This is a genomic window from Streptomyces sp. NPDC060035 (assembly GCF_042736635.1).
GTDB lineage: Bacteria > Actinomycetota > Actinomycetes > Streptomycetales > Streptomycetaceae > Streptomyces.
In genome coordinates this window covers 1-23,468 of the sequence record NZ_JBHWVO010000032.1, presented here as the reverse complement: position 1 = coordinate 23,468, position 23,468 = coordinate 1, and the positions used below count along the sequence as shown (strand labels likewise).

20 protein-coding genes, 3 tRNA genes and 1 pseudogene are annotated in these 23,468 nt (G+C 70.4%); 12 read left to right on the top strand and 12 right to left on the bottom strand.

The genetic code is table 11. The features are described 5' to 3' along the window. The first annotated feature begins 132 nt into the window (after window positions 1–132). Window positions 133–924: a sulfite exporter TauE/SafE family protein gene (locus tag ACFWBQ_RS33425; RefSeq protein WP_385505911.1), complete on the top strand. Its 792-nt coding sequence runs from the start codon at window positions 133–135 to the stop codon at window positions 922–924. Here the strand turns inward: ACFWBQ_RS33425 and ACFWBQ_RS33420 are convergent, their stop codons facing one another. The 4 genes from ACFWBQ_RS33420 to ACFWBQ_RS33405 form a co-directional block, all read right to left on the bottom strand. After that, window positions 925–1,557, bottom strand: a complete 633-nt coding sequence (locus tag ACFWBQ_RS33420) for a class F sortase (protein WP_385505909.1) — start codon at window positions 1,555–1,557, stop codon at window positions 925–927. Between the two features lie 24 nt (window positions 1,558–1,581). After that, window positions 1,582–2,202 (bottom strand): hypothetical protein, encoded by a 621-nt coding sequence (locus ACFWBQ_RS33415; protein WP_385505908.1) that lies wholly within the window; start codon window positions 2,200–2,202, stop codon window positions 1,582–1,584. Between the two features lie 341 nt (window positions 2,203–2,543). Next, entirely contained in the window at window positions 2,544–3,005 is a 462-nt protein-coding gene (locus tag ACFWBQ_RS33410) for a DUF5990 family protein (protein WP_385506040.1), read from the bottom strand. Window positions 3,006–3,052: 47 nt separating this feature from the next. Next, window positions 3,053–3,847, bottom strand: coding sequence for an aminotransferase class IV family protein (locus tag ACFWBQ_RS33405; RefSeq protein WP_385505906.1), 795 nt, complete (start codon window positions 3,845–3,847; stop codon window positions 3,053–3,055). 70 nt (window positions 3,848–3,917) lie between these two features. On the opposite strand from ACFWBQ_RS33405, the gene ACFWBQ_RS33400 reads away from it, so the two are divergent. The 3 genes from ACFWBQ_RS33400 to ACFWBQ_RS33390 are packed head-to-tail and all read left to right on the top strand — an operon-like array spanning window position 3,918 to window position 5,360. Then, window positions 3,918–4,517 (top strand): NADPH-dependent FMN reductase, encoded by a 600-nt coding sequence (locus tag ACFWBQ_RS33400; RefSeq protein WP_385505904.1) that lies wholly within the window; start codon window positions 3,918–3,920, stop codon window positions 4,515–4,517. 58 nt (window positions 4,518–4,575) lie between these two features. Continuing rightward, window positions 4,576–4,914 (top strand): divalent-cation tolerance protein CutA, encoded by a 339-nt coding sequence (gene cutA, locus ACFWBQ_RS33395; protein WP_385505903.1) that lies wholly within the window; start codon window positions 4,576–4,578, stop codon window positions 4,912–4,914. Further along, on the top strand, window positions 4,911–5,360 hold the full coding sequence (locus ACFWBQ_RS33390) for a gamma-glutamylcyclotransferase family protein (RefSeq protein WP_385505901.1): 450 nt from the start codon (window positions 4,911–4,913) through the stop codon (window positions 5,358–5,360). The genes cutA and ACFWBQ_RS33390 overlap by 4 nt, the downstream gene beginning before the upstream one ends. On the opposite strand, the gene ACFWBQ_RS33385 is transcribed toward ACFWBQ_RS33390, so the two are convergent. Together ACFWBQ_RS33385 and ACFWBQ_RS33380 are read right to left on the bottom strand one after the other, a co-directional pair. After that, window positions 5,323–7,401 (bottom strand): molybdopterin oxidoreductase family protein, encoded by a 2,079-nt coding sequence (locus tag ACFWBQ_RS33385; RefSeq protein ID WP_385505899.1) that lies wholly within the window; start codon window positions 7,399–7,401, stop codon window positions 5,323–5,325. The genes ACFWBQ_RS33390 and ACFWBQ_RS33385 overlap by 38 nt on opposite strands. 67 nt (window positions 7,402–7,468) lie before the next feature. Further along, on the bottom strand, window positions 7,469–8,209 hold the full coding sequence (locus ACFWBQ_RS33380; RefSeq protein WP_385505897.1) for a vancomycin high temperature exclusion protein: 741 nt from the start codon (window positions 8,207–8,209) through the stop codon (window positions 7,469–7,471). Between the two features lie 190 nt (window positions 8,210–8,399). Between ACFWBQ_RS33380 and ACFWBQ_RS33375 the strand changes: the two genes are divergently transcribed. The 5 genes from ACFWBQ_RS33375 to ACFWBQ_RS33355 all read left to right on the top strand — a co-directional run bounded on the left by ACFWBQ_RS33375 (window position 8,400) and on the right by ACFWBQ_RS33355 (window position 15,340). Continuing rightward, complete coding sequence (locus ACFWBQ_RS33375; protein ID WP_385505896.1) at window positions 8,400–9,317, top strand: sirohydrochlorin chelatase; 918 nt, start codon at window positions 8,400–8,402, stop codon at window positions 9,315–9,317. Between the two features lie 36 nt (window positions 9,318–9,353). Further along, window positions 9,354–10,691, top strand: coding sequence for a deoxyguanosinetriphosphate triphosphohydrolase (locus ACFWBQ_RS33370; RefSeq protein ID WP_385505894.1), 1,338 nt, complete (start codon window positions 9,354–9,356; stop codon window positions 10,689–10,691). Between the two features lie 105 nt (window positions 10,692–10,796). Then, entirely contained in the window at window positions 10,797–12,056 is a 1,260-nt protein-coding gene (locus tag ACFWBQ_RS33365; protein WP_385505891.1) for an NAD(P)/FAD-dependent oxidoreductase, read from the top strand. A 92-nt stretch (window positions 12,057–12,148) separates the two neighbouring features. Beyond that, window positions 12,149–14,053 (top strand): DNA primase, encoded by a 1,905-nt coding sequence (gene dnaG / locus ACFWBQ_RS33360; protein WP_385505888.1) that lies wholly within the window; start codon window positions 12,149–12,151, stop codon window positions 14,051–14,053. Window positions 14,054–14,251: 198 nt separating this feature from the next. Further along, window positions 14,252–15,340: an RNA polymerase sigma factor gene (locus ACFWBQ_RS33355; RefSeq protein ID WP_385505886.1), complete on the top strand. Its 1,089-nt coding sequence runs from the start codon at window positions 14,252–14,254 to the stop codon at window positions 15,338–15,340. An 88-nt stretch (window positions 15,341–15,428) separates the two neighbouring features. Here ACFWBQ_RS33355 and ACFWBQ_RS33350 read toward each other — a convergent pair whose 3' ends face one another. From ACFWBQ_RS33350 to ACFWBQ_RS33335, 4 genes are all read right to left on the bottom strand, one after another. Next, on the bottom strand, window positions 15,429–17,354 hold the full coding sequence (locus ACFWBQ_RS33350) for an ABC transporter ATP-binding protein (RefSeq protein WP_385505882.1): 1,926 nt from the start codon (window positions 17,352–17,354) through the stop codon (window positions 15,429–15,431). Further along, window positions 17,354–19,087: an ABC transporter ATP-binding protein gene (locus ACFWBQ_RS33345; protein ID WP_385505877.1), complete on the bottom strand. Its 1,734-nt coding sequence runs from the start codon at window positions 19,085–19,087 to the stop codon at window positions 17,354–17,356. The genes ACFWBQ_RS33350 and ACFWBQ_RS33345 overlap by 1 nt, the downstream gene beginning before the upstream one ends. 141 nt (window positions 19,088–19,228) lie before the next feature. Then, on the bottom strand, window positions 19,229–20,674 hold the full coding sequence (locus ACFWBQ_RS33340) for an FGGY family carbohydrate kinase (RefSeq protein WP_385505874.1): 1,446 nt from the start codon (window positions 20,672–20,674) through the stop codon (window positions 19,229–19,231). Window positions 20,675–20,745: 71 nt separating this feature from the next. Continuing rightward, window positions 20,746–21,057, bottom strand: coding sequence for a YtxH domain-containing protein (locus ACFWBQ_RS33335; protein ID WP_385505870.1), 312 nt, complete (start codon window positions 21,055–21,057; stop codon window positions 20,746–20,748). A 181-nt stretch (window positions 21,058–21,238) separates the two neighbouring features. On the opposite strand from ACFWBQ_RS33335, the gene ACFWBQ_RS33330 reads away from it, so the two are divergent. The 3 genes from ACFWBQ_RS33330 to ACFWBQ_RS33320 all read left to right on the top strand — a co-directional run bounded on the left by ACFWBQ_RS33330 (window position 21,239) and on the right by ACFWBQ_RS33320 (window position 21,675). Beyond that, window positions 21,239–21,311 (top strand) — tRNA-Asn (locus tag ACFWBQ_RS33330). Between the two features lie 5 nt (window positions 21,312–21,316). Next, window positions 21,317–21,389 (top strand) — tRNA-Asn (locus tag ACFWBQ_RS33325). Window positions 21,390–21,601: 212 nt separating this feature from the next. Further along, window positions 21,602–21,675, top strand: a tRNA-Ile gene (locus tag ACFWBQ_RS33320). 166 nt (window positions 21,676–21,841) lie between these two features. Here ACFWBQ_RS33320 and ACFWBQ_RS33315 read toward each other — a convergent pair. Both ACFWBQ_RS33315 and ACFWBQ_RS33310 read right to left on the bottom strand, forming a co-directional pair. Beyond that, window positions 21,842–22,074, bottom strand: a pseudogene (locus tag ACFWBQ_RS33315) (hypothetical protein); the annotation flags it as partial. Between the two features lie 320 nt (window positions 22,075–22,394). Next, window positions 22,395–22,787, bottom strand: a complete 393-nt coding sequence (locus tag ACFWBQ_RS33310) for an ATP-binding protein (RefSeq protein WP_385505868.1) — start codon at window positions 22,785–22,787, stop codon at window positions 22,395–22,397. Window positions 22,788–23,468 lie beyond the last annotated feature (681 nt).

Below are 23,468 nucleotides of genomic sequence, written 5' to 3'. Positions count from 1 at the left end.
GGGGCCGGTGTTACCCGACCGGATCCCTCCTGTTTCCCGGGAGGAACCTTGCGCTCAGCGCCCGGGGACGCGCTCTGTGAGGGCCGGGCAACTGGTTGGACTGGGCACCTATCGCCTGCCTAAGGTCACGACATGCCCGAGATAACGCTGACCACCCTCGTCCTCCTCTGCCTGGCCGCTGCGGCGGCGGGCTGGATCGACGCGGTGGTGGGCGGCGGAGGGCTCCTCCTCCTGCCCGCTCTGCTGCTGGGTCTGCCGAACGTTCCGGCCGCTCACATCCTCGGCACCAACAAGGCGGTCGCCATCGTCGGCACCTCGGGGGCCGCAGTGACCTATGTACGCAAGGCGCCGGTGCAGGTGGGGACCGCCGTGCGGATCGGGCTCATGGCGCTGGCCGGATCGATGACCGGCGCGTTCTTCGCCGCGGGGATCAGCAGCGATGTGCTGCGCCCGGTGATCATGGTGGTGCTGCTCGGTGTCGCGGCCTTCGTCATGCTGCGGCCGTCCTTCGGCACGGCGGCGGCCGGCGACGGGACGGGCAAAAAGGTCACCCGGGCCCGTACCATCACCGCGATCGTGCTGGTCGGCGGAGGTATCGGCTTCTACGACGGGCTGTTCGGGCCGGGCACGGGAACCTTCCTGGTGCTGGCCCTGACCGCCGTGCTCCACCTCGATCTGGTGACGGCGTCCGCCACCGCCAAGATCGTGAACGTCTGCACCAACGCCGGTGCGCTGGCGATGTTCGCCTACCAGGGCACCGTGCTGTGGCAGCTGGCCGCGCTGATGGCCGTATTCAATCTGGCAGGCGGCATGTTCGGAGCGCACATGGCGCTCAGGAAGGGCAGCGACTTCGTCCGGGGGGTCCTGCTGGTCGTGGTGTTCTCGCTGGTCGCCAAGCTCGGCTTCGACCAGTGGACGGCCTGATCACCGCACCTCGGTGAGGTGGGCGTACGCCACCACGTTGCCCAGGTAGCCGGTCTGCTGCGAGAAGCCGCCGCCGCAGGTGATCAGCCGCAGAGAAGCGTGCGCCGAGGCGCCGTAGACCCGCTGGTCGGGGAAGTCCTCGTTGTCGTACACCTCGATCGCGTCGACCGAGAAGACGGCGGTGCGGCCGTCCTTGCGGTCGATCTCGACCCGGGCCCCCTTCTTCAGCGACCCGAGCGCGTAGAAGACCGACGGGCCCTGGGCGTTGTCGACATGACCGGCGACGATCGCGGTGCCCTTCGCGCCGGGCGGGGCGCCGCCCTTGAACCAGCCCGCGATATTGCGGTTCCCGGCAGGCGGTACGTCCAGGCTGCCGTCCCGGCCCAGGCCCAGCCGCATCATGGGTGCGTCCACGCCGACGCCCGGAATGCGGATCCGGACCGGCTCGGAGGGGTGCAGCGGTTCGGCGACCGGTGAGCCGGCCGGGAGTTCGGGACCTGAGGCGAAGGCCTCGGCCGTGGACGGCTGGGGCGGGACGAGCTGGGTGGCGGAGCCGTTCTGGACCAGCCAGACGCCGCAGAGCGCGGCGATGCCCACCAGCCAGGCCCTGGCCTTCCTGGTCGTCCCGTCCACGTCGCTGTCCTCGCCCCGCCGGCCTCAGCTGTCCTGGGAGCCGTTCGAGCGGCGGCGCAGGAGCCAGGCGCCGCCGAGGGCCGCCGCCCCGAGGACGCCGACGCCCGCGGCGATCTGCGCGGTGTCGGGCCCCACGCTCCCCCCGACGCCCGTCCCGACGTGTCCGGAGGGCCGGGTCGGCCGGGGCTCGGGCTCGGGCCTGGGCCAGCCGGAGGAGGCCGTGGGCTCCACCGTCTCTTCGGGCTTGGGCCAGCCCGCGGAGGCCGCGGAGCCGGAGCCCGCGGTCACCTCGAGATCCCCGGTGGCCTCCTTGCCGTCGTCGCAGGACACCGCGACGACGTACGTACCGGACTCGGTGCCCTGCGGCACGGTGAACCGGCCGGTCACCACCTCCTTGTGGGTGCCGGGCTTCAGGTCGAAGTCCCCGGCGCCGAGGTCGTTCGCGTCGCCGATGCCCGCGCCGTCGGGACCGCATGCGGTGGTGCTCACGGTGACCGAGGTTCCGGGGGCGGCGGACGCCGGAGCGAACTCCAGCTTGCCGAGGTCGCCCGCGTACGCGGGCGGGGCGGCGGTGGCGAGGCCGAGCGCGACGGCGGAGAGTGCCGCGGCGGCGGTACCGGTCACGAGGCGGGCAGGGCTGCGCATGGGAATCCTCCGGGCAGGCGGGTGTGTCCTGCCTCCGAGACAACGGGCCGCGCCCGCCTCCTGCCTGCTGACGCATGGTCAGATTTCACTCGCACGGACCTGTCGGATGCGCCTGCCTGTCAGGCCCGGTGCAGGTCGTGGCGGTGGCGCCGGCTGCTGGGCCCGCCGGGTGTCGATCGGGTGACGCCACGCACCATGTTGTGTGACGCACATCACATACATGGTCCTGCAGGGTCGGGGCACACGGTGTACACCCCCCCCACGGGACGGCAGCCCCCCGGCCGCCCCCAAGGCAACCGCCCTCACCGGCCCAATCCCCCCTGGGACCGGTGAGGGCGGTGTCATGTGCCGCCCGTGGCGGACCACGTGATGTCCGGAGGGCGTACGCGGGCGCACCGCGGCTGCCCCTTGTCGTCGGTCAGACGCAGCCGCGCGGTGAGGTGCCCGGTCCGGGTGGCGGCATCGAGGACGCTCCGGTCGATATCGCCGATCATCAGTTTGGCGCGCCGGAACATGGTGAAGACACCGGACTCGTCCACGGTGCCCCAGGACAGATAGACGAAGCGCCCGCCGAGCCGGTTCTGGATGTACGGCCCCGCGAGCTCGACGCCGTCGCCGGTGGGGGTGGCGGTGCAGTCCAGTGTCCAGGCCGCGAAGGGGGCATCCCCGGGATGCAGTCCCAGCAGCTCGTCAGGCCTGTCCGTGCGCTGCACGCCTACATGGATGTTCTCGAAACCGGCGAATTCGGTGCCCGGGCGGCAGGTGCGGCCGGGGAGTTCTGAGGCTTCGATATGGATCTGCATGGCGCCCATGCTCCTGCACCTGCCGTCCGGCGGTACACGGAGCCGGTTCAGATGGTGTCCCAGGGGGCGCTTTCGTAGACCTGCCCGATCCTCTTCATCAGCTCCTCGTCGACCGCGAAGGAGGTGTCGTCGATCCGGTGGACCGGTGCGATGCCCTGCGAGTTGGTGACGAAGGCCGCCCGGTAGGCACCCAGGCCCTCCAGTGTCACCGGGCGCCGTTGCGACGGCCGGCCGTCCTGTGCGAGGCCGCTGTCCAGGAGGGCCATGGTGATGCCGGTCAGCGCGGGAGCATCCGGCCAGACCACCGAAGTGCCCTCCCAGAAACCGATGTTGGTGATCGATCCCTCGGTCACCACGCCGCCGGGCGCCGTCAGCAGCGCCTCGTCGAAGCCGGACCGCTGTGCCAGCAGTCCGTAATAGGTCTGGCCGAACTCGCCCGGGCGCTTGATATGGGGCACGGTGCGCGCATACGGCACGGACATCAGGCTCTTCGGCGCGGTGGACATCCTCGCGGGCTCCCGCACGGTCACCATCGGTGTCGTCGCCGTGGCGCCCGGCGGGAGGAAGCCGTTCACCCGCACCGACGCGTCCCGTACCCCGGCGCCGTCGAGCGCATGCAGGATCAGCCCGCGCACATGTTCCCCGCCCAGGGGCAGGCCGAACAGTTCCCGGTTCGCCGAGTCCAGCCGGTCCAGGTGCAGGGCGAGACCCTGCACCCTCCGGTCCCTGACCTGCATCGCTGTGAAATGGCCGTAGCCGGCCAGGGCCGGGACCCGAAGATCCTCCCCGGTGGCCCGATGGCCGTTGATCTCGATGTACGTCGGGGCTGCGGTAGGTGTCATGCGCCCCACCGTAGGTCGCGACGCGAGGCGACTTGACCTCAACCATGGTTGAGGCGTGAGGCTGCGATGCATGGACCTCAACGCACCTGTTCCCACCGCATCCCCCGCCCCTCTGAAGGTGGCCGTCATCCTCGGCAGCAACCGTGAGGGCCGCTTCGCGCCCGTTGTCGCCGAGTGGTTCCTCGACCGGGCGGCAGGTCACCCGGACATCGAGACCGACCTCATCGATGTCGCCGAGTCCGAGATCCCGGCCGCCCTGTCCCACCGCCCCGGCGCCCGACTCGCGGACGTCGCAGACCGGTTGGCGCAGGCCGAAGCCTTCGTCGTACTCACCCCCGAGTACAACCACTCGTACCCGGCCCCGCTGAAGAACCTCATCGACCGGCACTACGCCGAATGGCAGGCCAAACCCGTAGCCTTCGTCAGCTACGGAGGAATCTCCGGCGGCCTGAGGGCCGTTGAACACCTCCGCCAGGTCTTCGCCGAACTCCACGCCGTCTCCGTACGCGACACCGTCTCCTTCCACAACGCGGGTGCGCTCTTCGACGACCGGGGCAGGCACAAGGACCCGGCACCCTCGGACGCCGCGGCCAAGACGATGCTCGACCAGCTGGTCTGGTGGGGCCGCGCCCTGCGCGAGGCGAGGGAACGGCATCCGTACGGCGCCTGACACCGCAGGGGACGACAATCGAGGGGCCCGTATGCCGACAAGACGAGGAGCCCCGGGGATGACAGAGCCGGCATGGCTGACCGTACTGACCACGACGGACAGCGAGGAGAAGGCCCACCTCCTGGCCCAGGGCGCTGTGGAGGCACGGCTCGCCGCCTGTGCCCAGATCTCCGCACCCGTCACCTCGGTCTACCGGTGGAAGAACGCCATCGAGACCACCGAGGAATGGCAGGTGCTGTTCAAGACGAGGGCCGACCGGTACGACGAGCTGGAGGCCCACCTCGTCGAGGCCCACGACTACGAGACCCCGGAGATCATCGCGACGCCCGTGGTGCGCGGCAGCGCCCGCTACCTCGCCTGGGTGACGGCGGAGACGGCGTCCGCGGCGGCCCTGTGACCGACGCGGGCCTGCCGTTCTTCGTGTACGGCACGCTGCTCCCCGGCGAGCGCAACCACGACCTGTTCCTGCAGGGCCGTACGAGCGCGGAACGCCCGGCGGTACTGCCGGGCGCCCTCCTCTACGAAGGCCCCGGATATCCGTACGCCATCGAGGGCCACGGCACGGTCCACGGTGCACTCGTCACCGCCGCGCCCGGATCGTACGGGGAACTGCTCCGGCTCCTGGACGACCTGGAGGAGTACCTGGGCCCGGACCACCCGCGCAACCTGTACGAGCGGGTGGTCCGGCAGGTGGTCCCCGGGCCGGAACCGGGCGAGCAGGTCCGCGCCTGGGTCTACTTCGCGGCCACCGCGGTCACCCGCACCCTGCGCAACGACGGGACACCCATCCCCTCCGGGGCATGGCTCACCCGGCGGCCTCCACCCGCACCGCGCACACCTTGAACTCCGGCATGCGCGACACCGGGTCCAGGGCCGGGTTCGTCAGGGTGTTGGCCCGGCCCTCGCCCGGCCAGTGGAACGGCATGAACACGGTGTCCTGCCGGATGCCCACCGTGATCCGGGCCGGCGCAACCGCGCGCCCGCGCCGTGAGGTGACCGCGACCGTATCGCCCTCGGCCACCCCGATCCGCTCGGCGAGCCGCGGATGCAGCTCCACGAAGGGGCCCGGCGCTGCGGCGTTCAGCTCGTCCACCCGGCGGGTCTGCGCCCCCGACTGGTACTGGGACACGACCCGACCGGTGGTCAGCACGACCGGGTACTCGGCATCCGTCTCCTCCGCGGCCGGCCGGTGGGTGACCGGCACGAACCTGGCACGCCCGTCGTCCGTCGCGAACCGCTCGAGGAACAGCCGCGGCGTCCCGGCGTGCTCCTCGTCCGGGCAGGGCCAGAACACCCCGTCCTCCGCCACGATCCTGGCGTAGGTGATGCCCGCGTAGTCGGCGGGACCGCCCGCCGAGGCCCGCCGCAGCTCGTCGAACACCTCCTCCGGATCGGCCGGGAAGCCCTTCCCGTGCCCCAGGAGCCCGGCCAGGGCGTTCAGCACCTCCAGGTCGCTGCGCACCCCCGGCGGCGCCGTGACCGCCCGCTGCCGCAGCAGCACCCGGCCCTCCAGATTGGTCGTGGTGCCGCTCTCCTCCGCCCACTGCGTCACCGGCAGCACCACATCTGCCAGCGCCGCCGTCTCCGACAGCACCACATCCGCGACCGCCAGGAAATCCAGTGACCGCAGACGCTCCTCGATGTGTCCGGCGCGCGGGGCGGAGACGACCGGGTTGGAACCCATCACCAGCAAGGACTTCACGTCCTGTCCCAGCGCGTCCAGCAGCTCGTACGCACTGCGCCCCGGCCCGGGCAGCGCATCGGGGTCGACGCCCCAGACCCCGGCCACATGGCGGCGCGCGGCCGGATCGGTGAGCTTGCGGTAGCCGGGCAGCTGGTCGGCCTTCTGGCCGTGTTCCCGGCCGCCCTGGCCGTTGCCCTGGCCGGTCAGGCAGCCGTACCCGGACAGCGGGCGCCCCGCCCTGCCGGTGGCCAGGCAGAAGTTGATCCACGCACCGACCGTGTCCGTCCCCTTCGACTGCTGCTCGGGACCCCGCGCCGTGAGAACCATTCCGGTCTCCGCCCCGCAGAACATCTCCACTGCCTCGCGCAGTTGCGGCACGGGCACCCCGGTGATGCGCTCCACCAGCTCCGGCCAGTGCGCCATCGCCCCCGCCCTGGCCTCGTCCCAGCCGTTCGTGCGGGTGCGGACGAACTCCTCGTCCACCCGCCCCTCCGCCACGACCAGATGCAGCATGCCGAGCGCGAGCGCCAGATCCGTTCCCGGCCGGGGCGTCAGATGCAGATCGGCCTGCTCGGCGGTCCTCGTGCGGCGCGGATCGATGACGATCAGCCGGCCGCCGTTCTCCCGCAGCTCGGTCAGATAGCGCAGCGCGGGCGGCATCGTCTCCGCGAGGTTCGAGCCGACCAGGATCACGCACCCGGTCCGCGGGATGTCCTCCAGGGGGAACGGCAGCCCCCGGTCGAGCCCGAAGGCCCGCTGGTGCGCCGCGGCCGCCGACGACATGCAGAAGCGCCCGTTGTAGTCGATCTGGGAAGTGCCGAGGACGACACGGGCGAACTTTCCCAGCGCGTACGCCTTCTCGTTGGTGAGGCCGCCGCCGCCGAAGACGCCCACCGCGTCCGCCCCGTGCCCGTCCCGCGTCCCGCGCAGCGCGCCCGCGATCCGTTCCAGGGCCTCGTCCCACCCGGCCGGCTCCAGCTCGCCGCTCACCGCGTCGCGCACGAGGGGCTCGGTCAGCCGTACACCGGCGGCGAGCACGGCGGGCGCGGTGCGCCCCTTGCCGCACAGGGCACCCCGGTTGACGGGGAAATCGGTGCGCTCCACGACCTCGGGCACCGCGCCATCGGTACCCGGTCGCAGTTTCATCCCGCACTGCAGCGCGCAGTACGGGCAATGGGTGGACGTCTCGGTGCGGGCCATACGCCCAGCGTGCGAGCCGGGTATTACGGGCACCGATGCGTCCGGTTACGCCCCCGGTACGCGCACCTCAGCCCGGGCCGTCGCCGACGGTGAGGTCGGCGGCGAGCGCCTCGGTCACTCCGGGCTCGCGCGGCCCCAGGAAGTGCGGATCCGGCTTGAACACGGCATCCAGGGCGGCCTTGCCCGCCGCGAACACCTCCCGCGTCCCGCCGTAGTACCAGGTCGCATCGTGTACGGCGTCGACCCCCACTCCATATGCGTCGATCCCGGCGGTCCGGCACAGGGCGATGGCCCGCCGGATGTGGAAGCCCTGGCTCACCAGAACCGCCCGGTCGACCCCGAAGATCCTCTTTGCCCGGACACAGGAGTCCCAGGTGTCGAATCCGGCGTAGTCGCTGACGATCCGCCCGTCCGGCACCCCGCGGGCGGTGAGATACGTGCGCATGGCGTCCGGCTCGTCGTACTCCACCCGGCTGTTGTCCCCGGTGACCAGCACGACCTTCACCTTGCCACTCCGGTACAGCTCGGCCGCGGCATCGAGCCTGTGCGCGAGATACGGCGTCGGCCTGCCCTGCCACAGCCCGGCCCCGAACACCACGGCGACCTGCTGCGCGGGAGCGTCGGCCGTGGTCCGTACGCGGGCGTCTGCCGTGGCGTGCAGCCAGGTCGCGGGCGCCAGGGCCACCGCACAGGCGATCATCAGCCCCTGCAGCAGCCACCGCTGCCCGCGTCGTGTGCGCGGCAGCCGCGGCCGCATCGCCGCGAGCCACCCCGGAGCCGCCGGCCGCTTCAGTGCCCTCAGCCGCATGAATCCCCCTGTTTCGGTACCGGTTTCCTCATGTAACGGGACGAACAGAGGAGGGAAAGGGTTCTCCGAACGGGCCGACGGATGCGAAACGCCGGTCCTGACACCGCCCGCGCCCGCCCCGTGAGACAGCGGAAAGCACCCGTCACCGGTGCGAAACGGCACGGCAACGTCCGCCCGGCACCATCGGTCCATGACGGAGACGGCACCGGAACACCCTCGTGAGCCCCTGCCCCTCGACAGCACAGCGCAACTCCTGACCCGCATCACCTCACAGCTCGGAACCCAGCTCAGCCTCGTCTCCCTGAACGGAACCCGCAGGCCTATGCACCCCACCTGGAACGACGCCCACCGCGGCGATGGGGGGCCCTTCGCCCCCACCCTGGTCGCCGTCGCGCACGGCAGCCGGGACCCGCAGGCCCTGCGCACCGTCCAGGAGCTCCTGCAACGGGTACGGGAACTGCGCCCCGGCCTCGACGTACGGCTCGGCCACATCGAGCTGAACGAACCCCTGCTTCCGGCGACGCTGGAAGGCATCGGGGCGGGCGACGCCGTACTCGTACCGCTGCTGCTCGGCCGCGGTCACCACGTCAGGCACGACCTGCCGCTGGCCGCCGAGGCCGCGAGCGAGCTGCGGACCCGGATAGCCGCCCCCCTCGGGCCGCACCCGCTGCTGGTCGAGACGCTCTACGAGCGGCTCGTCGACGCGGGCTGGCAGGCAGAGGACGGCAGGAGCCGCAGCGCCGCCGTCGTGCTCGCAGCAGCCGGATCGCGCGACCCGGATTCCGCCGTCGACACCCGCCGCACCGCAAGAATGCTCAGCGACCGTCTCGGCGGAGTGCCCGTCGTACCCGCGTACGCATCGGCTGCCACGCCCACCGTCCCGGTCGCCCTGCGCGCCCTCGCCGCACGCGGCCGGCACCGGGTGGCCGTGGCCTCGTACTTCACCGCACCCGGCCGCTTCGCCGCGGCGGCAGCCGCCGCGGCACCGTGGATCGCCTCCGCTCCGCTCGGCGCGCACCCGTCCATGGCACGACTGCTGCTGCACCGGTACGACCGGGTGACGGCGGAAGGATCCCTGCCGGGCGAGCGACTGCTGGCGTCGGCCTGAGCCGTCCTGTCGGCCCGGCCGTTTACTGTCGAGGTCATGGACGGTACGCACGACTTCCGGGACACACAGGGTGACACCACGCCCTACGGCACGGCCGACACCGAGCGCTGGGACACCGAGCCCGACAAACGGCCGGGCCGCACCGCCTTCCAGCGCGACCGTGCCCGGGTACTGCACTCCGCCGCCCTGCGCAGGCTCGCCGGGAAGACCCAGGTGGTCACCCCCGGAACCCGGGGCCACGCCTGGGACGCCAGCCCCCGGACCCGGCTGACGCACTCCCTGGAATGCGCCCAGGTCGGCCGCGAGCTGGGCGCCGCGCTCGGCTGCGATCCCGATCTCGTCGAGACGGCCTGCCTCTCCCATGACATGGGCCACCCGCCCTTCGGCCACAACGGCGAACAGGCACTCAACGACTTCGCCTCGGACTGCGGCGGCTTCGAGGGCAACGCCCAGTCGCTGCGCCTGCTGACCCGGCTGGAGCCCAAGCGGTTCGTCCGCGACACCCGCACCGGCGAGCTCGTCAGCGTCGGACTCAATCTGAGCCGTGCCGCCCTGGACGCCGCCACCAAGTACCCCTGGCCCCGCGGCGGGCACCCGACCGATCCCGGCTCACCGAAATTCGGGGTGTACGAGGACGACCTGCCGGTCTTCGACTGGGTCCGAAAGGGCGCACCGCAGGACCGCAAGTGCTTCGAGGCCCAGGTCATGGACTGGTCCGACGACGTCGCCTACTCCGTGCACGACTTCGAGGACGGACTCCACGCCGGGCACATCGACCCCAGCTGTCTTTTCGCCGAACCGGAGCGCCGGGACATCTGGGAGGTCGCCATCGGCCGTTACGTCCCGGCGGACACCGACCCGCAGGAGCTCGCCGACGCCCTCGACCGGCTCGTCGGCCAGGAGTGGTGGCCGCACGGCTACGACGGCTCCGCGGTCGCCCAGGCCCGGCTGAAGGACGCGACGAGCCAGCTCATCGGACGGTTCTGCCTCGCCGCCGAGTCCGCCACCCACGGCGCGTACGGCCCCGGGCGGCTCGGCAGGTACGGCGCCGAACTCGTCGTCCCGCGCGAGGTCCGCAACGAGTGCGCGGTGCTCAAGGCCGTCGCCGACCGTTACGTCATGCAGCGCGCCGAGCAGGAGGCCATCCGCGCCGACCAGCGGATCGTCATCGCGGAGCTCGCTGCCGCGCTCACCGCCCGCGCCCCGGAGGGGCTCGAACCGCAGTTCCGCGCCCTGTACGGGGCCGCGCCCGACGACCGGGCCCGCAAGCGGGTCCTCGTCGACCAGATCGCGGCCCTCACGGACGCCTCGGCCCGTTCCCTGCACGGGACGCTCACCCGGGTTCGGCAGACTGGACCACGACAGGGCACATGACACCTGGATGTGACCGATCGGGGTACACCCTCTTTCGCCATCACGCTGCGTGCGGGACGCTCGCAGGTGGCGGCGCCGCGCAGCACAGCACCGAGGAGGCATCAAGTGGTCGACGCAAACCGGACGTTCGTCATCGTCGGCGGAGGACTTGCAGGAGCGAAGGCGGCCGAGACACTTCGGGCGGAGGGCTTCACCGGCCGGGTGATCCTGATCGGGGACGAGCGCGACCATCCGTACGAACGGCCTCCCCTGTCCAAGGGGTATCTGGCCGGGAAGGAGGAGCGGGACAGCACCTTCGTCCACGAGACGGCCTGGTACGCCCGGGCGGACATCGAGCTCCACCTGGGGCAGGTGGTCACGTCCATCGACCGGGACGGGCGTTCCGTACAGCTCGGTGACAACACCGTCGTCCACTACGACAAGCTGCTGCTCGCCACGGGCGCCGAACCGCGCCGCCTCGACATCCCGGGCACGGACCTGGTCGGCGTCCACCATCTGCGCCGCCTCGCCCACGCCGACCGGCTGCGCAACGTGCTCGCCGCCCTCGGCCGGGACAACGGCCATCTGGTCATCGCCGGGGGAGGCTGGATCGGTCTGGAGGTTGCCGCGGCTGCCCGCGGCTACGGCGCGGAGGTCACCGTGGTCGAACCCTCCTCGACCCCCCTCCACCACGTCATCGGCCCGGAGCTGGGCCAGATCTTCACCGATCTGCACACCGACCACGGCGTCCGCTTCCACTTCGGCGCCCGTCTCACCGAGATCACCGGGCAGGACGGACTGGTCCTCGCCGCCCGCACCGACGACGGCGAGGAGCACCCCGCCCACGACGTGCTCGCCGCGATCGGCGCCGCCCCGCGCACCGCGCTCGCCGAGGCGGCCGGGCTGGACATGGCCGACCGGGCGCACGGCGGCGGCGTTGCCGTGGACGCCTCCCTGCGTACCTCGGATCCGCACATCTTCGCCGCCGGGGACATCGCCGCCGTGGACCATCCACTGCTCGGCACCCGGCTGCGGGTGGAGCACTGGGCGAACGCCCTGAACAGCGGCCCGGCCGCCGCCCGGGCCATGCTCGGCCAGGAGGTGTCCTACGACCGGGTCCCGTACTTCTTCTCCGACCAGTACGACCTCGGCCTGGAGTACTCGGGCTGGGCGCCGCCGGGTTCGTACGACCAGGTCGTCATCCGGGGGGACGCCGGCAAGCGTGAGTTCATCGCCTTCTGGCTGAAGGACCGCAGGGTGCTCGCCGGGATGAACGTCAATGTGTGGGACGTCACGGAGACCGTCCAGGAGCTGATCCGGGCCGGTCAGCAGACCGACCCGGACGCCCTGGGCGACCCGTCGGTGCCGCTGGCGTCGCTTCTCTGACCCGGTGGACAGCCGGGACCGGCCGGCGGCGGGCACCCCGGCCCCGCCGCCGGCCGGTCCCGGATGTCCGGCCCCACCCGTAGACTTCACTCGTGGCAGGCAGGATCAATGACGACGACGTGAAGGCGGTACGGGACGCGGTCCCGATCGACGCCGTTGTCTCCGAGTACCTCCAACTGCGCAACGCGGGCGGCGGAAACCTCAAGGGCCTGTGCCCCTTCCACGACGAGAAGTCCCCCTCCTTCCAGGTGAGCCCGAGCAAGGGTCTCTTCCACTGCTTCGGCTGCCAGGAGGGCGGCGACACGATCGCCTTCGTGATGAAGATCGACCACCTCACCTTCTCCGAGACGGTCGAGCGCCTCGCCGCCAAGGCGGGCATCACCCTGCGGTACGAGGAGGGTGGCTACAACCCCTCCCACCAGCGCGGCGAACGCATCCGGCTGGTCGAGGCCCACAAGATCGCCGCTGATTTCTACCGCGAGCAGCTGGACGGCCCCGAGGCGGAGATCGGCCGCAAGTTCCTCGCCGGGCGCGGCTTCGACCAGGACGCCGCAGCCCACTTCGGCGTCGGATACAGCCCGGCCGGCTGGGATCACCTCACCCGCTATCTGCGCGGCAAGGGCTTCAGCGACAAGGAGCTCATCACCTCCGGCCTCTCCCAGGACGGCCGCCGCGGCCCCATCGACCGCTTCCGCGGTCGGCTCATGTGGCCGATCAGCGACACCTCCGGAGAGATCGTCGGCTTCGGCGCCCGCAAGCTCCGCGACGACGACAACGGCCCGAAGTACCTCAACACCCCCGAGACCTCGATCTACAAGAAGTCCCAGGTGCTGTACGGCATCGACCTGGCCAAGAAGGACATCGCCAAGGTCAGCCGGGCCGTCGTCGTCGAGGGCTACACCGACGTCATGGCCTGCCACCTCGCCGGGATCACCACCGCCATCGCCACCTGCGGCACGGCGTTCGGCAACGACCACATCAAGATCCTCCGACGACTCCTGATGGACAACGGCAGCGCCCGCGTCATCTTCACCTTCGACGGCGACGCGGCGGGCCAGAAAGCGGCCCTGCGCGCCTTCGAGGACGACCAGAAGTTCGCCGCCGAGACCTACATCGCCATCGCCCCGGACAACATGGACCCGTGCGATCTGCGGCTGGCCAAGGGCGACGACGCCGTCCGTGACCTGGTCGAACCCCGCACCCCGCTCTTCGAGTTCGCGCTGCGCCAGATCGTCGCCCGCTACGACCTGGAGACCCCGGCGGGCCGCGCCGCGGCGCTCGACGAGGCGGCGCAGGTGGTGGCGAAGATCAAGACGAGCAGCGTGCAGCGAGAGGTGGCTGTCCAGCTCGCCGGCTTCGTCGGCATCCTCGACCAGGAGTTCGTCGTACACCGTGTTGCCCAGCTCGCCCAGTGGGCCCGCAGCCGGGGCGACCGCGACCCCGCCGGACCGGGACCCACGCGCCGGGGAGCCCAGCAGCCGGTCCAGGCCCCCTCGGCACCCTCCGGCCCCGCGCTGAACCTCCGCAGCCCGGCCCACCGCACCGAGCGCGAGCTGCTCAAGCTCGCCCTGCAGAAGCCCGCCCTCGTCTCCCCGGCTTTCGACGCCTACGGCATCGACGAATTCACCGCCCCGCCGTACGCCGCGGTGCGCCAGTGCATCGCGGAGGCGGGCGGCGCCGAGCAGGGCCTGGCCGAGACCCGCGACTACCTGGTCAGCGTCCTGGACCTGGCGCCCAACGACACCGTGCGCAACCTCGTCACCGAGCTCGCCGTCGAGGTGTTCCACGGCAAGTCCATCGACGAGACGTACGCGGGCATGCAGCTCGTCCAGGTCCGCCTGCGCGCAGTCGACCGCAGGATCGACGACGTCCAGGGCAGCCTCGCCCGCCTGGGGAGCAACGTGGCCCCCGATCATCTGGCCGCCGCGCAGAACGAGGTCTGGGTCCTCCAGCAGTACGCCCAGTCACTGCGGAGCAACGGCGCCGACGCCCTCTGATCCGTAGCGCCGCCCGACCCGCCCGGTAATCGGCCGGTCACGCACCGGACTCAGAAAGTCACCGCACGCCCCTCGTGGCAGCGATGTGTCGTACCCCACACTGGGGGCCGGTGCCTGAGTCATCGGAGCGCGGACGGTCCACCGAAGGCGGACCCCCATCCCCGCGATCCGGCAGCGATCACCTGGAGGTCGCCCCCCGTGCAGACCCGGACCGTGACGACCACGACCGAGCATGTCCCGGCGATTCCCGCGCAGAACCGGGCCACGCGCCATCCCGAGGCGGCGGGACCGCCGCGGGGTGCACCCGACCCGGTGATGGAGGAACCGGTGGAGGTTCCCGAACCCCCGGAGTCACGGAGCCGCCCGGAAGCCGGCGGTCCGTCCTCCGATCTGTTCCGCCAGTACCTGCGGGAGATCGGACGGATCCCGCTGCTCACCGCCGCCGATGAGGTGGAACTGGCGCGCCGCGTCGAAGCGGGCCTGTTCGCCGAGGAACGCCTCGCAGGCACCCCCGACCCGGACACCCGGCTCGCCGTCGATCTGGACCGGCTCGTGGTCATGGGACGCACGGCGAAGCGCCGGCTCATCGAGGCCAACCTCCGCCTCGTCGTCTCCGTGGCCAAACGCTACGTCGGCCGCGGGCTGACCATGCTCGATCTTGTCCAGGAGGGAAACCTCGGGCTGATCAGGGCCGTCGAGAAATTCGACTACGCCCGGGGCTACAAGTTCTCCACGTACGCGACCTGGTGGATCCGCCAGGCGATGTCCCGCGCCCTCGCCGACCAGGCCCGGACCATAAGAGTCCCGGTGCATGTCGTCGAGCTGATCAACCGGGTCGTACGGGTCCAGCGCCGCATGCTCCAGGAGCGCGGCTACGAGCCGACCGCCGAAGAGGTCGCGGCCCAGCTCGACCTGACGCCCGAACGGGTCGGCGAAGTCCTGCGCCTCGCCCAGGAACCGGTCTCGCTGCACGCCCCCGTCGGCGAGGAGGACGATGTCTCCTTCGGCGACCTCATCGAGGACGGCGACGCCGCCTCCCCCGTCGAGTCCGCCGCCTTCCTTCTCCTGCGCGAACACCTGGAGGCGGTGCTCTCCACCCTCGGGGAGCGGGAGAGGAAGGTGGTCCAGCTGCGCTACGGGCTGGACGACGGGCGGCCCCGCACGCTCGAAGAAATAGGCCGGATCTTCGGAGTGACACGCGAACGCATCCGGCAGATCGAATCCAAGACCCTGAACAAGCTGCGCGACCACGCCTTCGCCGACCAGCTCCGCGGCTACCTGGACTGACCAACAGACCGACCGGCATCGCGTTCCGGCCCACACGCACCAACGGGCCGCCCGGCAGTCAGCCGGACGGCCCGTCAGCGCGCTCCTTCTAGTCCACCTCGGCCAGTGCCTGCGCGAACTGTGCCGCGTACAGCCGGGCGTAGGCGCCCTTGGCCGCCAACAGCTCGTCGTGCGTGCCCTGTTCGACGATCGAGCCGTTCTCCATCACCAGGATCACATCGGCATCCCGGATCGTCGAGAGCCGGTGCGCGATCACGAAGCTCGTCCGGCCGTGCGCGAGACGGGCCATCGCCTTCTGGATCAGCACCTCGGTACGTGTGTCCACCGAGCTGGTTGCCTCGTCCAGCACGAGGATCACCGGGTCCGACAGGAACGCCCGCGCAATGGTGATCAGCTGCTTCTCGCCCGCGCTGACCCCGGACCCCTCGTCGTCGATCACCGTGTCGTAGCCGTCCGGCAGGGTACGGACGAAGCGGTCGGCGTGGGCCGCCCGCGCCGCTTCCTCGATCTCCTCCCGGGTGACCTCGCGCGAAGCGCCGTAGGCGATGTTCTCCGCGATCGTGCCGCCGAACAGCCAGGTGTCCTGCAGCACCATCCCTATGCCCGACCGCAGTTCGTCGCGCGACATCCTCGCCACATCGACGCCGTCGAGCGTGATCCGTCCGGCCGTCACGTCGTAGAACCGCATCAGCAGATTGACCAGCGTCGTCTTGCCGGCGCCCGTCGGACCGACGATCGCGACCGTGTGTCCGGGCTCCACACTCAGCGACAGATCCTCGATGAGCGGCTTCTCCGGGTCGTACCTGAAGGACACCTTCTCCAGCGAGACGCTGCCGCGCAGCTCCTTCGGCCGCTCGGCCGTCTCCGGGTCGGGACCCTGTTCCTCGGCGTCCAGCAGTTCGAATATCCGCTCGGCCGAAGCGACGCCGGACTGCACCAGGTTCGCCATCGAGGCGACCTGCGTCAGCGGCATCGAGAACTGGCGCGAGTACTGGATGAACGCCTGCACATCGCCGATCGACAGCGCACCCGACGCCACCCGCAGACCGCCGACGACCGCGACCAGCACGTAGTTCAGGTTCGATACGAACATCATCAGCGGCTGCATGATCCCGCTGTTGAACTGGGCCTTGAAGCCCGCCTCGTACAGCGCGTCGTTCTCCTCGGCGAAGTCCTTCGCGGACTCGTTCTGGCGCCCGAAGACCTTCACCAGGGTGTGCCCGGTGTACATCTCCTCGATATGGGCGTTGAGCCGGCCCGTCACCTTCCACTGCGCCACGAACTGCGGCTGTGACCGCTTGCCGACCCGGGCCGCGACGAACACCGACAAGGGGATCGTCACCAGCGCCACCAGGGCGAGCAGCGGCGAGATCCAGAACATCATGATCAGCACGCCCACGATGGTCAGCAGGGAGTTGATGAGCTGGCCCATCGTCTGCTGCATCGTCTGGGAGATGTTGTCGATGTCGTTCGTCGCCCGGCTCAGCACCTCGCCGCGCTTCTGCCGGTCGAAGTAGGACAGCGGCAGCCGCGCCAGCTTCGTCTGGAGATCCTCGCGGAGCTGGAACACGACCCGGTTGATCACCCGGATCGACAGACGGGTCGACACGAGCATCAGCAGCCCCGCGCCGACGTAGACCACCAGTGCTGCCAGCAGGACGTTCCCCACCGCGCCGAAGTCGATGCCCTGGCCGGGGGTGAAGTCCACCCCCGACAGCATGTCGGCGAGCCCGCCGTTGCCCTGCTCCCGCAGGCCGTCGATGGCCTGCTCCTTCGTCGTACCCTCCCGTATCTGCCGGCCGACGACCCCCGCGAAGATGAGGTCCGTGGCCCCGCCGAGGATCTTCGGCCCTACCACCGAGAGCGCCACGCTCAGTGTTCCGGCGCCCAGCATCAGATACAGCGAGGACTTCTCCCTGCTGAACCTCTTCACCAGCCGCTTCCCGGACCCCTTGAAGTCCATGGACCGCTCGGTGGGCCCTTGGGCCATCATCCGTCCGCCCGGCCCTGCCATCAGGCGGCCTCCGCTTCCGTCAGCTGGGAGAGCACGATCTCCCGGTAGGTTTCATTGCCGTCCATCAGTTCGCGATGGCTGCCCGTCCCGACGACCCGGCCCTCGTCCAGGACCAGGATCCGGTCGGCGTCACGGATGGTGGACACCCGCTGTGCCACGATCACCACGGTCGCACCCGCCGTCTCGTGGGACAGCGCCCGGCGCAGCGCGGCGTCGGTCGCGTAGTCCAGCGCCGAGAAGGAGTCGTCGAAAAGGTAGATCTCCGGCTGCTGCACCAGCGTCCTGGCGATCGCGAGGCGCTGCCGCTGACCGCCGGAGACATTGGTGCCGCCCTGCGCGATCGGCGCGTCCAGGCCGTGCTCCAGCTCCTGTACGAACTCCTTGGCCTGGGCCACCTCCAGCGCGTGCCACAGTTCCTCGTCGGTCGCGTCGGGGTTTCCGTACCGCAGATTCGTCGCGACCGTGCCGGAGAAGAGATACGGCTTCTGCGGGACGAGGCTCACGGTCTTCGCCAGCAGGACGGGATCCAGCGTCCGCACGTCCGTGCCGTCGACCAGCACGTCGCCGTCCGTCACATCGAACAGCCGCGGTACGAGCCCGAGCAGCGTCGACTTCCCGCTGCCCGTCGACCCGATGATCGCGGTCGTCTCGCCGGGCCGCGCCACGAGGTCGACCGAGCGCAGCACGGGCTCCTCGGCCCCCGGGTAGCGGAACTCCGCGCCCCTTACCTCCAGATGACCGTGCTTGCGCAGCTCCGTGACCGGAGCCGTCGGCGGCACCACGCTCGATTCGGTCTCCAGAACCTCCTGGATGCGCTCGGCACAGACCTCGGCGCGCGGCACCATCATGAACATGAAGGTGGCCATCATCACCGACATGACGATCTGCATCAGATACGCGAGGAACGCGGTCAGCGCACCTATCTGCATGCCACCGCTGTCGATGCGGTGCGCACCGAACCAGACCACGGCGACGGACGACAGGTTCACCACCGTCATCACGACCGGGAACATCAGTGCCATCAGCCGGCCCGTGGACACGGCCACATCCGTCAGCTGGGTGTTGGCGCCGCGGAAGCGCTCCTTCTCGTAGCCGTCGCGGACGAAGGCGCGGATGACGCGGTTTCCGGTGATCTGCTCGCGCAGCACCCGGTTCACCGTGTCGAGCCGCTCCTGCATCGTGCGGAACAGCGGCCGCATCCTCTTCACGATGAGACTCACCGAGATACCGAGGACCGGGACCACCGCCAGCAGCACGGCCGACAACGGGACGTCCTGCCCGAGCGCCATGATGACGCCGCCGACGCACATGATGGGCGCCGACACCATCAGGGTGAACGACATCAGGACGAGCATCTGGACCTGTTGGACGTCATTGGTCGTGCGGGTGATCAGCGAAGGAGCCCCGAAGCGCCCGAATTCGCGTGCGGAGAACGACTGCACCCGGTCGAAGACGGACGCCCGTACGTCGCGCCCGAGCGCGGAGGCGGTCCGCGCTCCGTAGTAGACGGCGCCGATGCTGCAGAGGAGTTGGGCGATGCTGACAGCGATCATCACGCCGCCGAACTCCAGGATGTAGCCCGTGTCCCCCTCGACGACACCGTTGTCAATGATGTCTGCGTTGAGGCTGGGCAAGTAGAGAGTGGCGCAGGTCTGCAGGAGCTGGAGCAGCACGAGCAGCGCGATGGTGGGTCTGTACGGGCGCAGATAGGCCCGCAAAAGTTTTATGAGCACGCGTGTCTCTCGGAGTCGACGGACGGCAAAGGCCGCTCCATCCTGCGGTACACCGCACCGCAACCTCCAACGCTTTTGCTCAAGCCCGGGTCAAGAATCCAGCTCGATCCCCGCGTTCCTCAGGCGTGGTCCCCGCGTCCGTCAGACGGCGCCGTCGAAGGCCCCCGGATGCACCTGATCCCGGGTCGCCCTGTACTGCTGGCGCACGGCCCGGCCGACCGGAAGCTCGTCGCCCGGCTCCAGCACCTGCGCCGCCGCACCCTGCCAGGCCGGGGGAGTCCGCGGGTCGAGGGCCCCCTGGGAGACCCCGAGCGCCCACGCCGCCTGCCGGGCGGCACCCAGCGCCGCGTACTGGGCGGGTTGCGGGACGACGACCTGCGTACCGAACACCGCGGGGGCCAGCGCCTGCACGGCGGGCAGCTCCGCGGCCGCGCCCAGCAGGAACACCCGCCGCACCTCCACGCCCCGGCCGCGCAGCACATCCAGCGCGTCGGCCAGGGAGCACAGCATCCCCTCGAAGGCCGCCCGCGCCAGATGCTCCGGCTTCATCGACTCGCGCCGCAGCCCGCTCAGCGTTCCCGCGGTGTGCGGCAGCTGCGGGGTGCGCTCGCCCTCCAGGTACGGCAGCAGTACGAGCCCCGAGGAACCCGGTGTCGACTTCAGCGCCAGCGCGGACAGCTCGTCCAGATCGTCCAGGCCCAGCATCTCGGCGGTGCCGCGCAGCGCACGTACGGCATTGGAGGTGTGGACCACCGGCAGATGCATGCCGGTCGCGTCGGCGAACGAGGTGATCATTCCACTCGGATCCGCCAGCGCCTCGTGGTGCACGGCCATCACCGAACCCGACGCGCCCAACGACACCACGGCGTCACCGGCCGCGACCCCGAGCCCGAAGGCGGCACCCATCGTCTCGCCGGTCCCCGCCGAGATCAGCAGCCCCTCGGGTGTCGTCCCGGCGGCGTCGGACGGACCGAGCACCTCGGGCAGCGCGGCCTGGTGGCCGAGCGCCAGCTCCACGAGATCGGGCCGGTAGGAGCCGGAACCCGCCGACCAGTAGCCCGTGCCGGACGCGGCACCGCGGTCGGTGGTCCGGCGGGAGGGCCGGCCGAGCAACTGCCACACCAGCCAGTCGTGCGGCTGCAGCACGGCGGCGACACGCTGCGCGTTCTCCGGCTCGGTGCGGGCCAGCCAGCGCAGCTTCGCCACGGGCTGCGCGGCCTGCGGTACGGACCCGACCGCCTCGGCCCAGGCCTGCCGGCCGCCCAGCCCGTCGATCAGATCGGCCGCGGCGACCTGCGCCCGCCGGTCGTTGCCGAGCAGCGCCGGACGTACGAGATTGCCCTGGCGGTCCAGCGGCACCAGGCCGTGCTGCTGCGCGGACACCCCGATGGCCTGCACACCCTCGAGCAGACCGCCGGAAGCCGCCTCACCGAGTGACAGCAGCCACGCCTGCGGATCCACCTCGGAGGCCTTGGCCTCGATGGGATGCGCGGCATACCCCTGCCGCAGCACCGCACCCGTGTCCGTGTCACAGACGACGATATGAGTGAAGGCGGATGAACTGTCCAAGCCGGCGACTATGCCCATACCCAGGATTCTGCCGCACCGGCGGAGCTTTGCCCTACCGGGCGCCACCCGGCACCCGGCAGAGGGCCGGGTCAGGTGTTCGTGGTGCCCCAGTCGTCGCTCCCGTGGTGACCGTTGTGGCCACTGCGCTCCCGCAGCGAGCGCACCCGGTCGGAGACGGAGACGGGCACCTTGTCCCCGACCTTCTCGCTCACCGAGTGGTACGCCTTGCCCGCGAACTCCCGGCCGCCGTGCGCGGCGGACTCCGCGGCGTTGCGTACGGCGGGGTTCTCGGCGAGCCGCTGTGCGGACTTCTTCAACTGCTCGTAGCGCTCGCGCCCGGCTCGCGTGCCGAGCACGTAACCGAGGGCCACTCCGGCGATGAACGTGAGCCGGTACCGCATGGCTGCCACCCTTCCTTCGCTCTGTGCAACGTGTGCTGGCCGCCTACCCGCGGGCACCCGAGATCACCCCGGGCGATACCGATTGGCGAAGCACCCCCCTGCTTGCGCTAATGTATGTGTCGCAGCGAACGCGCGCCGCTCGGCAGCCGCCAGGCAGGTACGATTCGAGGCAACGGAACAATCCCCTGTAGCTCAATTGGCAGAGCAGCCGGCTGTTAACCGGCAGGTTACTGGTTCGAGTCCAGTCGGGGGAGCGCGATCCCCTGTAGCTCAATTGGCAGAGCATTCGGCTGTTAACCGGAGGGTTACTGGTTCGAGTCCAGTCGGGGGAGCGGAACGGAAGAGGACCCTTCGGGGTCCTTTTTCGCGTGCCCGGCGAGGGCCTGCCGACGACTCTTTCGGGGCGATTCGGCACCGGCCGGAACCGGGCAGCATGCAGCGCAGTCTTCATGGTCACGCGAAGCCGACCATCCGCAGCAAGAGATCGTATGACCGGCTATGCTGCGGCAGACGGCGCGCACACATGTACGCGCCACGCCGAAACGGGGCGGTAGCTCAGCCGGTTAGAGCAGCGGACTCATAATCCGTCGGCCGTGGGTTCGAGTCCCACCCGCCCCACTTGCGCACGCCAGGAGAAACGTTCTGACCTGGGGAAACGCGGTTTGCGGGGTCATTTTGCGTGTGGCGGACGCCTCAAGAAGGTGTGGCGGACGTGGTTTTTCACGCGTCCGGGACGAGCCTTGAACAGCTGTGAGCTGGGCTTTTGTAGCCCCTCGTCCGTGGGATGAGGCTTCTGCCACACGTCGGCATCGTTCCAGTCCCGCAGTCGCCGCCAGCAGGTCAGGCCCGCGCCGAAGCCCAACTCTTGAGGCGCGTTTCTGGCAGCGGCTTGCGGCCCGGGTGCCTGAATCGGCGTTCCTTGCGTGGCAGCAGCGGCTCGATCCGCTCCCACAGGCCATCCGACACGATCCTCCTCCGCGAGAAGACACCGGAGTGTGTGAAGTGGGAGGGCACCATCTGGCACAGCAACCACACCGACGACCTCATGACGGAAGAGGTCACGCGACGGCGGAGAGAACTCCAGGCCGGGGCAGAGCGCTTGCGAAGCCGGCGGATGGGAAGTGCAGGATCGAACACCCCAGGCGAGGCCAACGCCAGTCCCTGCCCCTGAAGGGGCTACCCGCCGCCCTGCCCGTCGAGACAGGTGATTGAGAAGGCGCCGGTACCTGGGCGCGGGTTCGCTGATTTCGGGCTTGGCCACATTGGTACAGCGGCCGCATGTGAGATCGATCTTGAGGTGGCTGCCCGCCCCGCCGGTCGGTACCGGTGGTTTGGTACTACCGGGCGAGAAGGGCGCTTACGGTCTTGCCGCCGGCCGTCCCGCGGGTCACCGCGGTGGTGCGGGCGAGTCGGTTGACCATGGGCCAGCCGAATCCTCCGGTGCCGTCGTTCAGGTCGGGGGTGCGCATGAGCGGCGCTTGCGGGCTGTGGTCATGTACGGCCACCTCGATGCTGTCCGGGTGCGCGGCGAGGTCCAGGGTGCAGGTGCCGCCGCCGTGGCGCAGGGCGTTGGTGACGAGTTCCGAGACCACCAGGACCACGGTGTCGGCAGTCTCAGCCGCGCTCGCCGGCGGTACGAGACCTTCGAGGAATTCCCGGGCGCTCTGGCGTGCGCCGGCAACGGATGCCGTGGAACGGGCGGTTGCCACGCTGACGCTCATTGTGTCCATCAGGTCACCCTGGTCTCTGGATCGTCACGCAGGTCCTGTCTGGCGCTGCTTATGCCCGGCCCGTGGTGTGTCAACCGCGCGAGCGCCGGCTGTGGCGCGTGTCCTGAGCGGTCATCCGCATGGCCAGACGGGGCGGCTGTGGTGTTCGCGGAGTCGAGGTTGGCGGTAACGGCGCTGGTCGGAGTGGGCGAGCCTGGCCGGAGCGGGACCGCCGCGCACCCGTTCCGTGGCCGATGCCGACTATCTCTCCACCTGGGTCCCAGAAATCTATGTCGGCCGGAGTAGACATTGTGGTGGCGGCGTGGTTATGGTTTCTCTCGTAGCCCAGAGAGACAGCAGGGCCCGGCAGAGACGAACTGGCGGGCAGCAGTAACCGCAGTTGCAGTTCGCAGGACGGTGCGGTGGTGGAGTTTCGAAGCCAGGGTTGTTGTAGGACGGCGACGGGGCTGACGGCCGGACCGGGTGGCCCGCAGTGATCAGGGGCCGCCGTGAGCAGTACCGCAGTTCACGCGGCAGCAGTACCCGCAAGTGCAGTACCCAGCAGTGAAGTTGAGTGAGCAGTACCTCGGTGAATGGCGTCGATTGCGGGCGCGCGCATCGGGAGGTTCGGCAGTGGGGTTCTAAGCCAGAGCAGACGCAGGACGGGCGACGGGGCTGGCTGTCGAAGGGTGGCGCTGAGAC

Excerpts from the sequence above, each read along its gene's own strand:
- ACFWBQ_RS33425 (WP_385505911.1), top strand. The coding sequence starts at position 133 with ATGCCCGAGATAACGCTGACCACCCTCGTCCTCCTCTGCCTGGCCGCT.
- ACFWBQ_RS33415 (WP_385505908.1), bottom strand. The coding sequence starts at position 2,202 with ATGCGCAGCCCTGCCCGCCTCGTGACCGGTACCGCCGCCGCGGCACTC.
- ACFWBQ_RS33410 (WP_385506040.1), bottom strand. The coding sequence starts at position 3,005 with ATGCAGATCCATATCGAAGCCTCAGAACTCCCCGGCCGCACCTGCCGC.
- ACFWBQ_RS33405 (WP_385505906.1), bottom strand. The coding sequence starts at position 3,847 with ATGACACCTACCGCAGCCCCGACGTACATCGAGATCAACGGCCATCGG.
- ACFWBQ_RS33400 (WP_385505904.1), top strand. The coding sequence starts at position 3,918 with ATGGACCTCAACGCACCTGTTCCCACCGCATCCCCCGCCCCTCTGAAG.
- cutA (WP_385505903.1), top strand. The coding sequence starts at position 4,576 with ATGACAGAGCCGGCATGGCTGACCGTACTGACCACGACGGACAGCGAG.
- ACFWBQ_RS33385 (WP_385505899.1), bottom strand. The coding sequence starts at position 7,401 with ATGGCCCGCACCGAGACGTCCACCCATTGCCCGTACTGCGCGCTGCAG.
- ACFWBQ_RS33380 (WP_385505897.1), bottom strand. The coding sequence starts at position 8,209 with ATGCGGCTGAGGGCACTGAAGCGGCCGGCGGCTCCGGGGTGGCTCGCG.
- ACFWBQ_RS33375 (WP_385505896.1), top strand. The coding sequence starts at position 8,400 with ATGACGGAGACGGCACCGGAACACCCTCGTGAGCCCCTGCCCCTCGAC.
- ACFWBQ_RS33370 (WP_385505894.1), top strand. The coding sequence starts at position 9,354 with ATGGACGGTACGCACGACTTCCGGGACACACAGGGTGACACCACGCCC.
- ACFWBQ_RS33350 (WP_385505882.1), bottom strand. The coding sequence starts at position 17,354 with ATGGCAGGGCCGGGCGGACGGATGATGGCCCAAGGGCCCACCGAGCGG.
- ACFWBQ_RS33340 (WP_385505874.1), bottom strand. The coding sequence starts at position 20,674 with ATGGGCATAGTCGCCGGCTTGGACAGTTCATCCGCCTTCACTCATATC.
- ACFWBQ_RS33335 (WP_385505870.1), bottom strand. The coding sequence starts at position 21,057 with ATGCGGTACCGGCTCACGTTCATCGCCGGAGTGGCCCTCGGTTACGTG.
- ACFWBQ_RS33310 (WP_385505868.1), bottom strand. The coding sequence starts at position 22,787 with ATGGACACAATGAGCGTCAGCGTGGCAACCGCCCGTTCCACGGCATCC.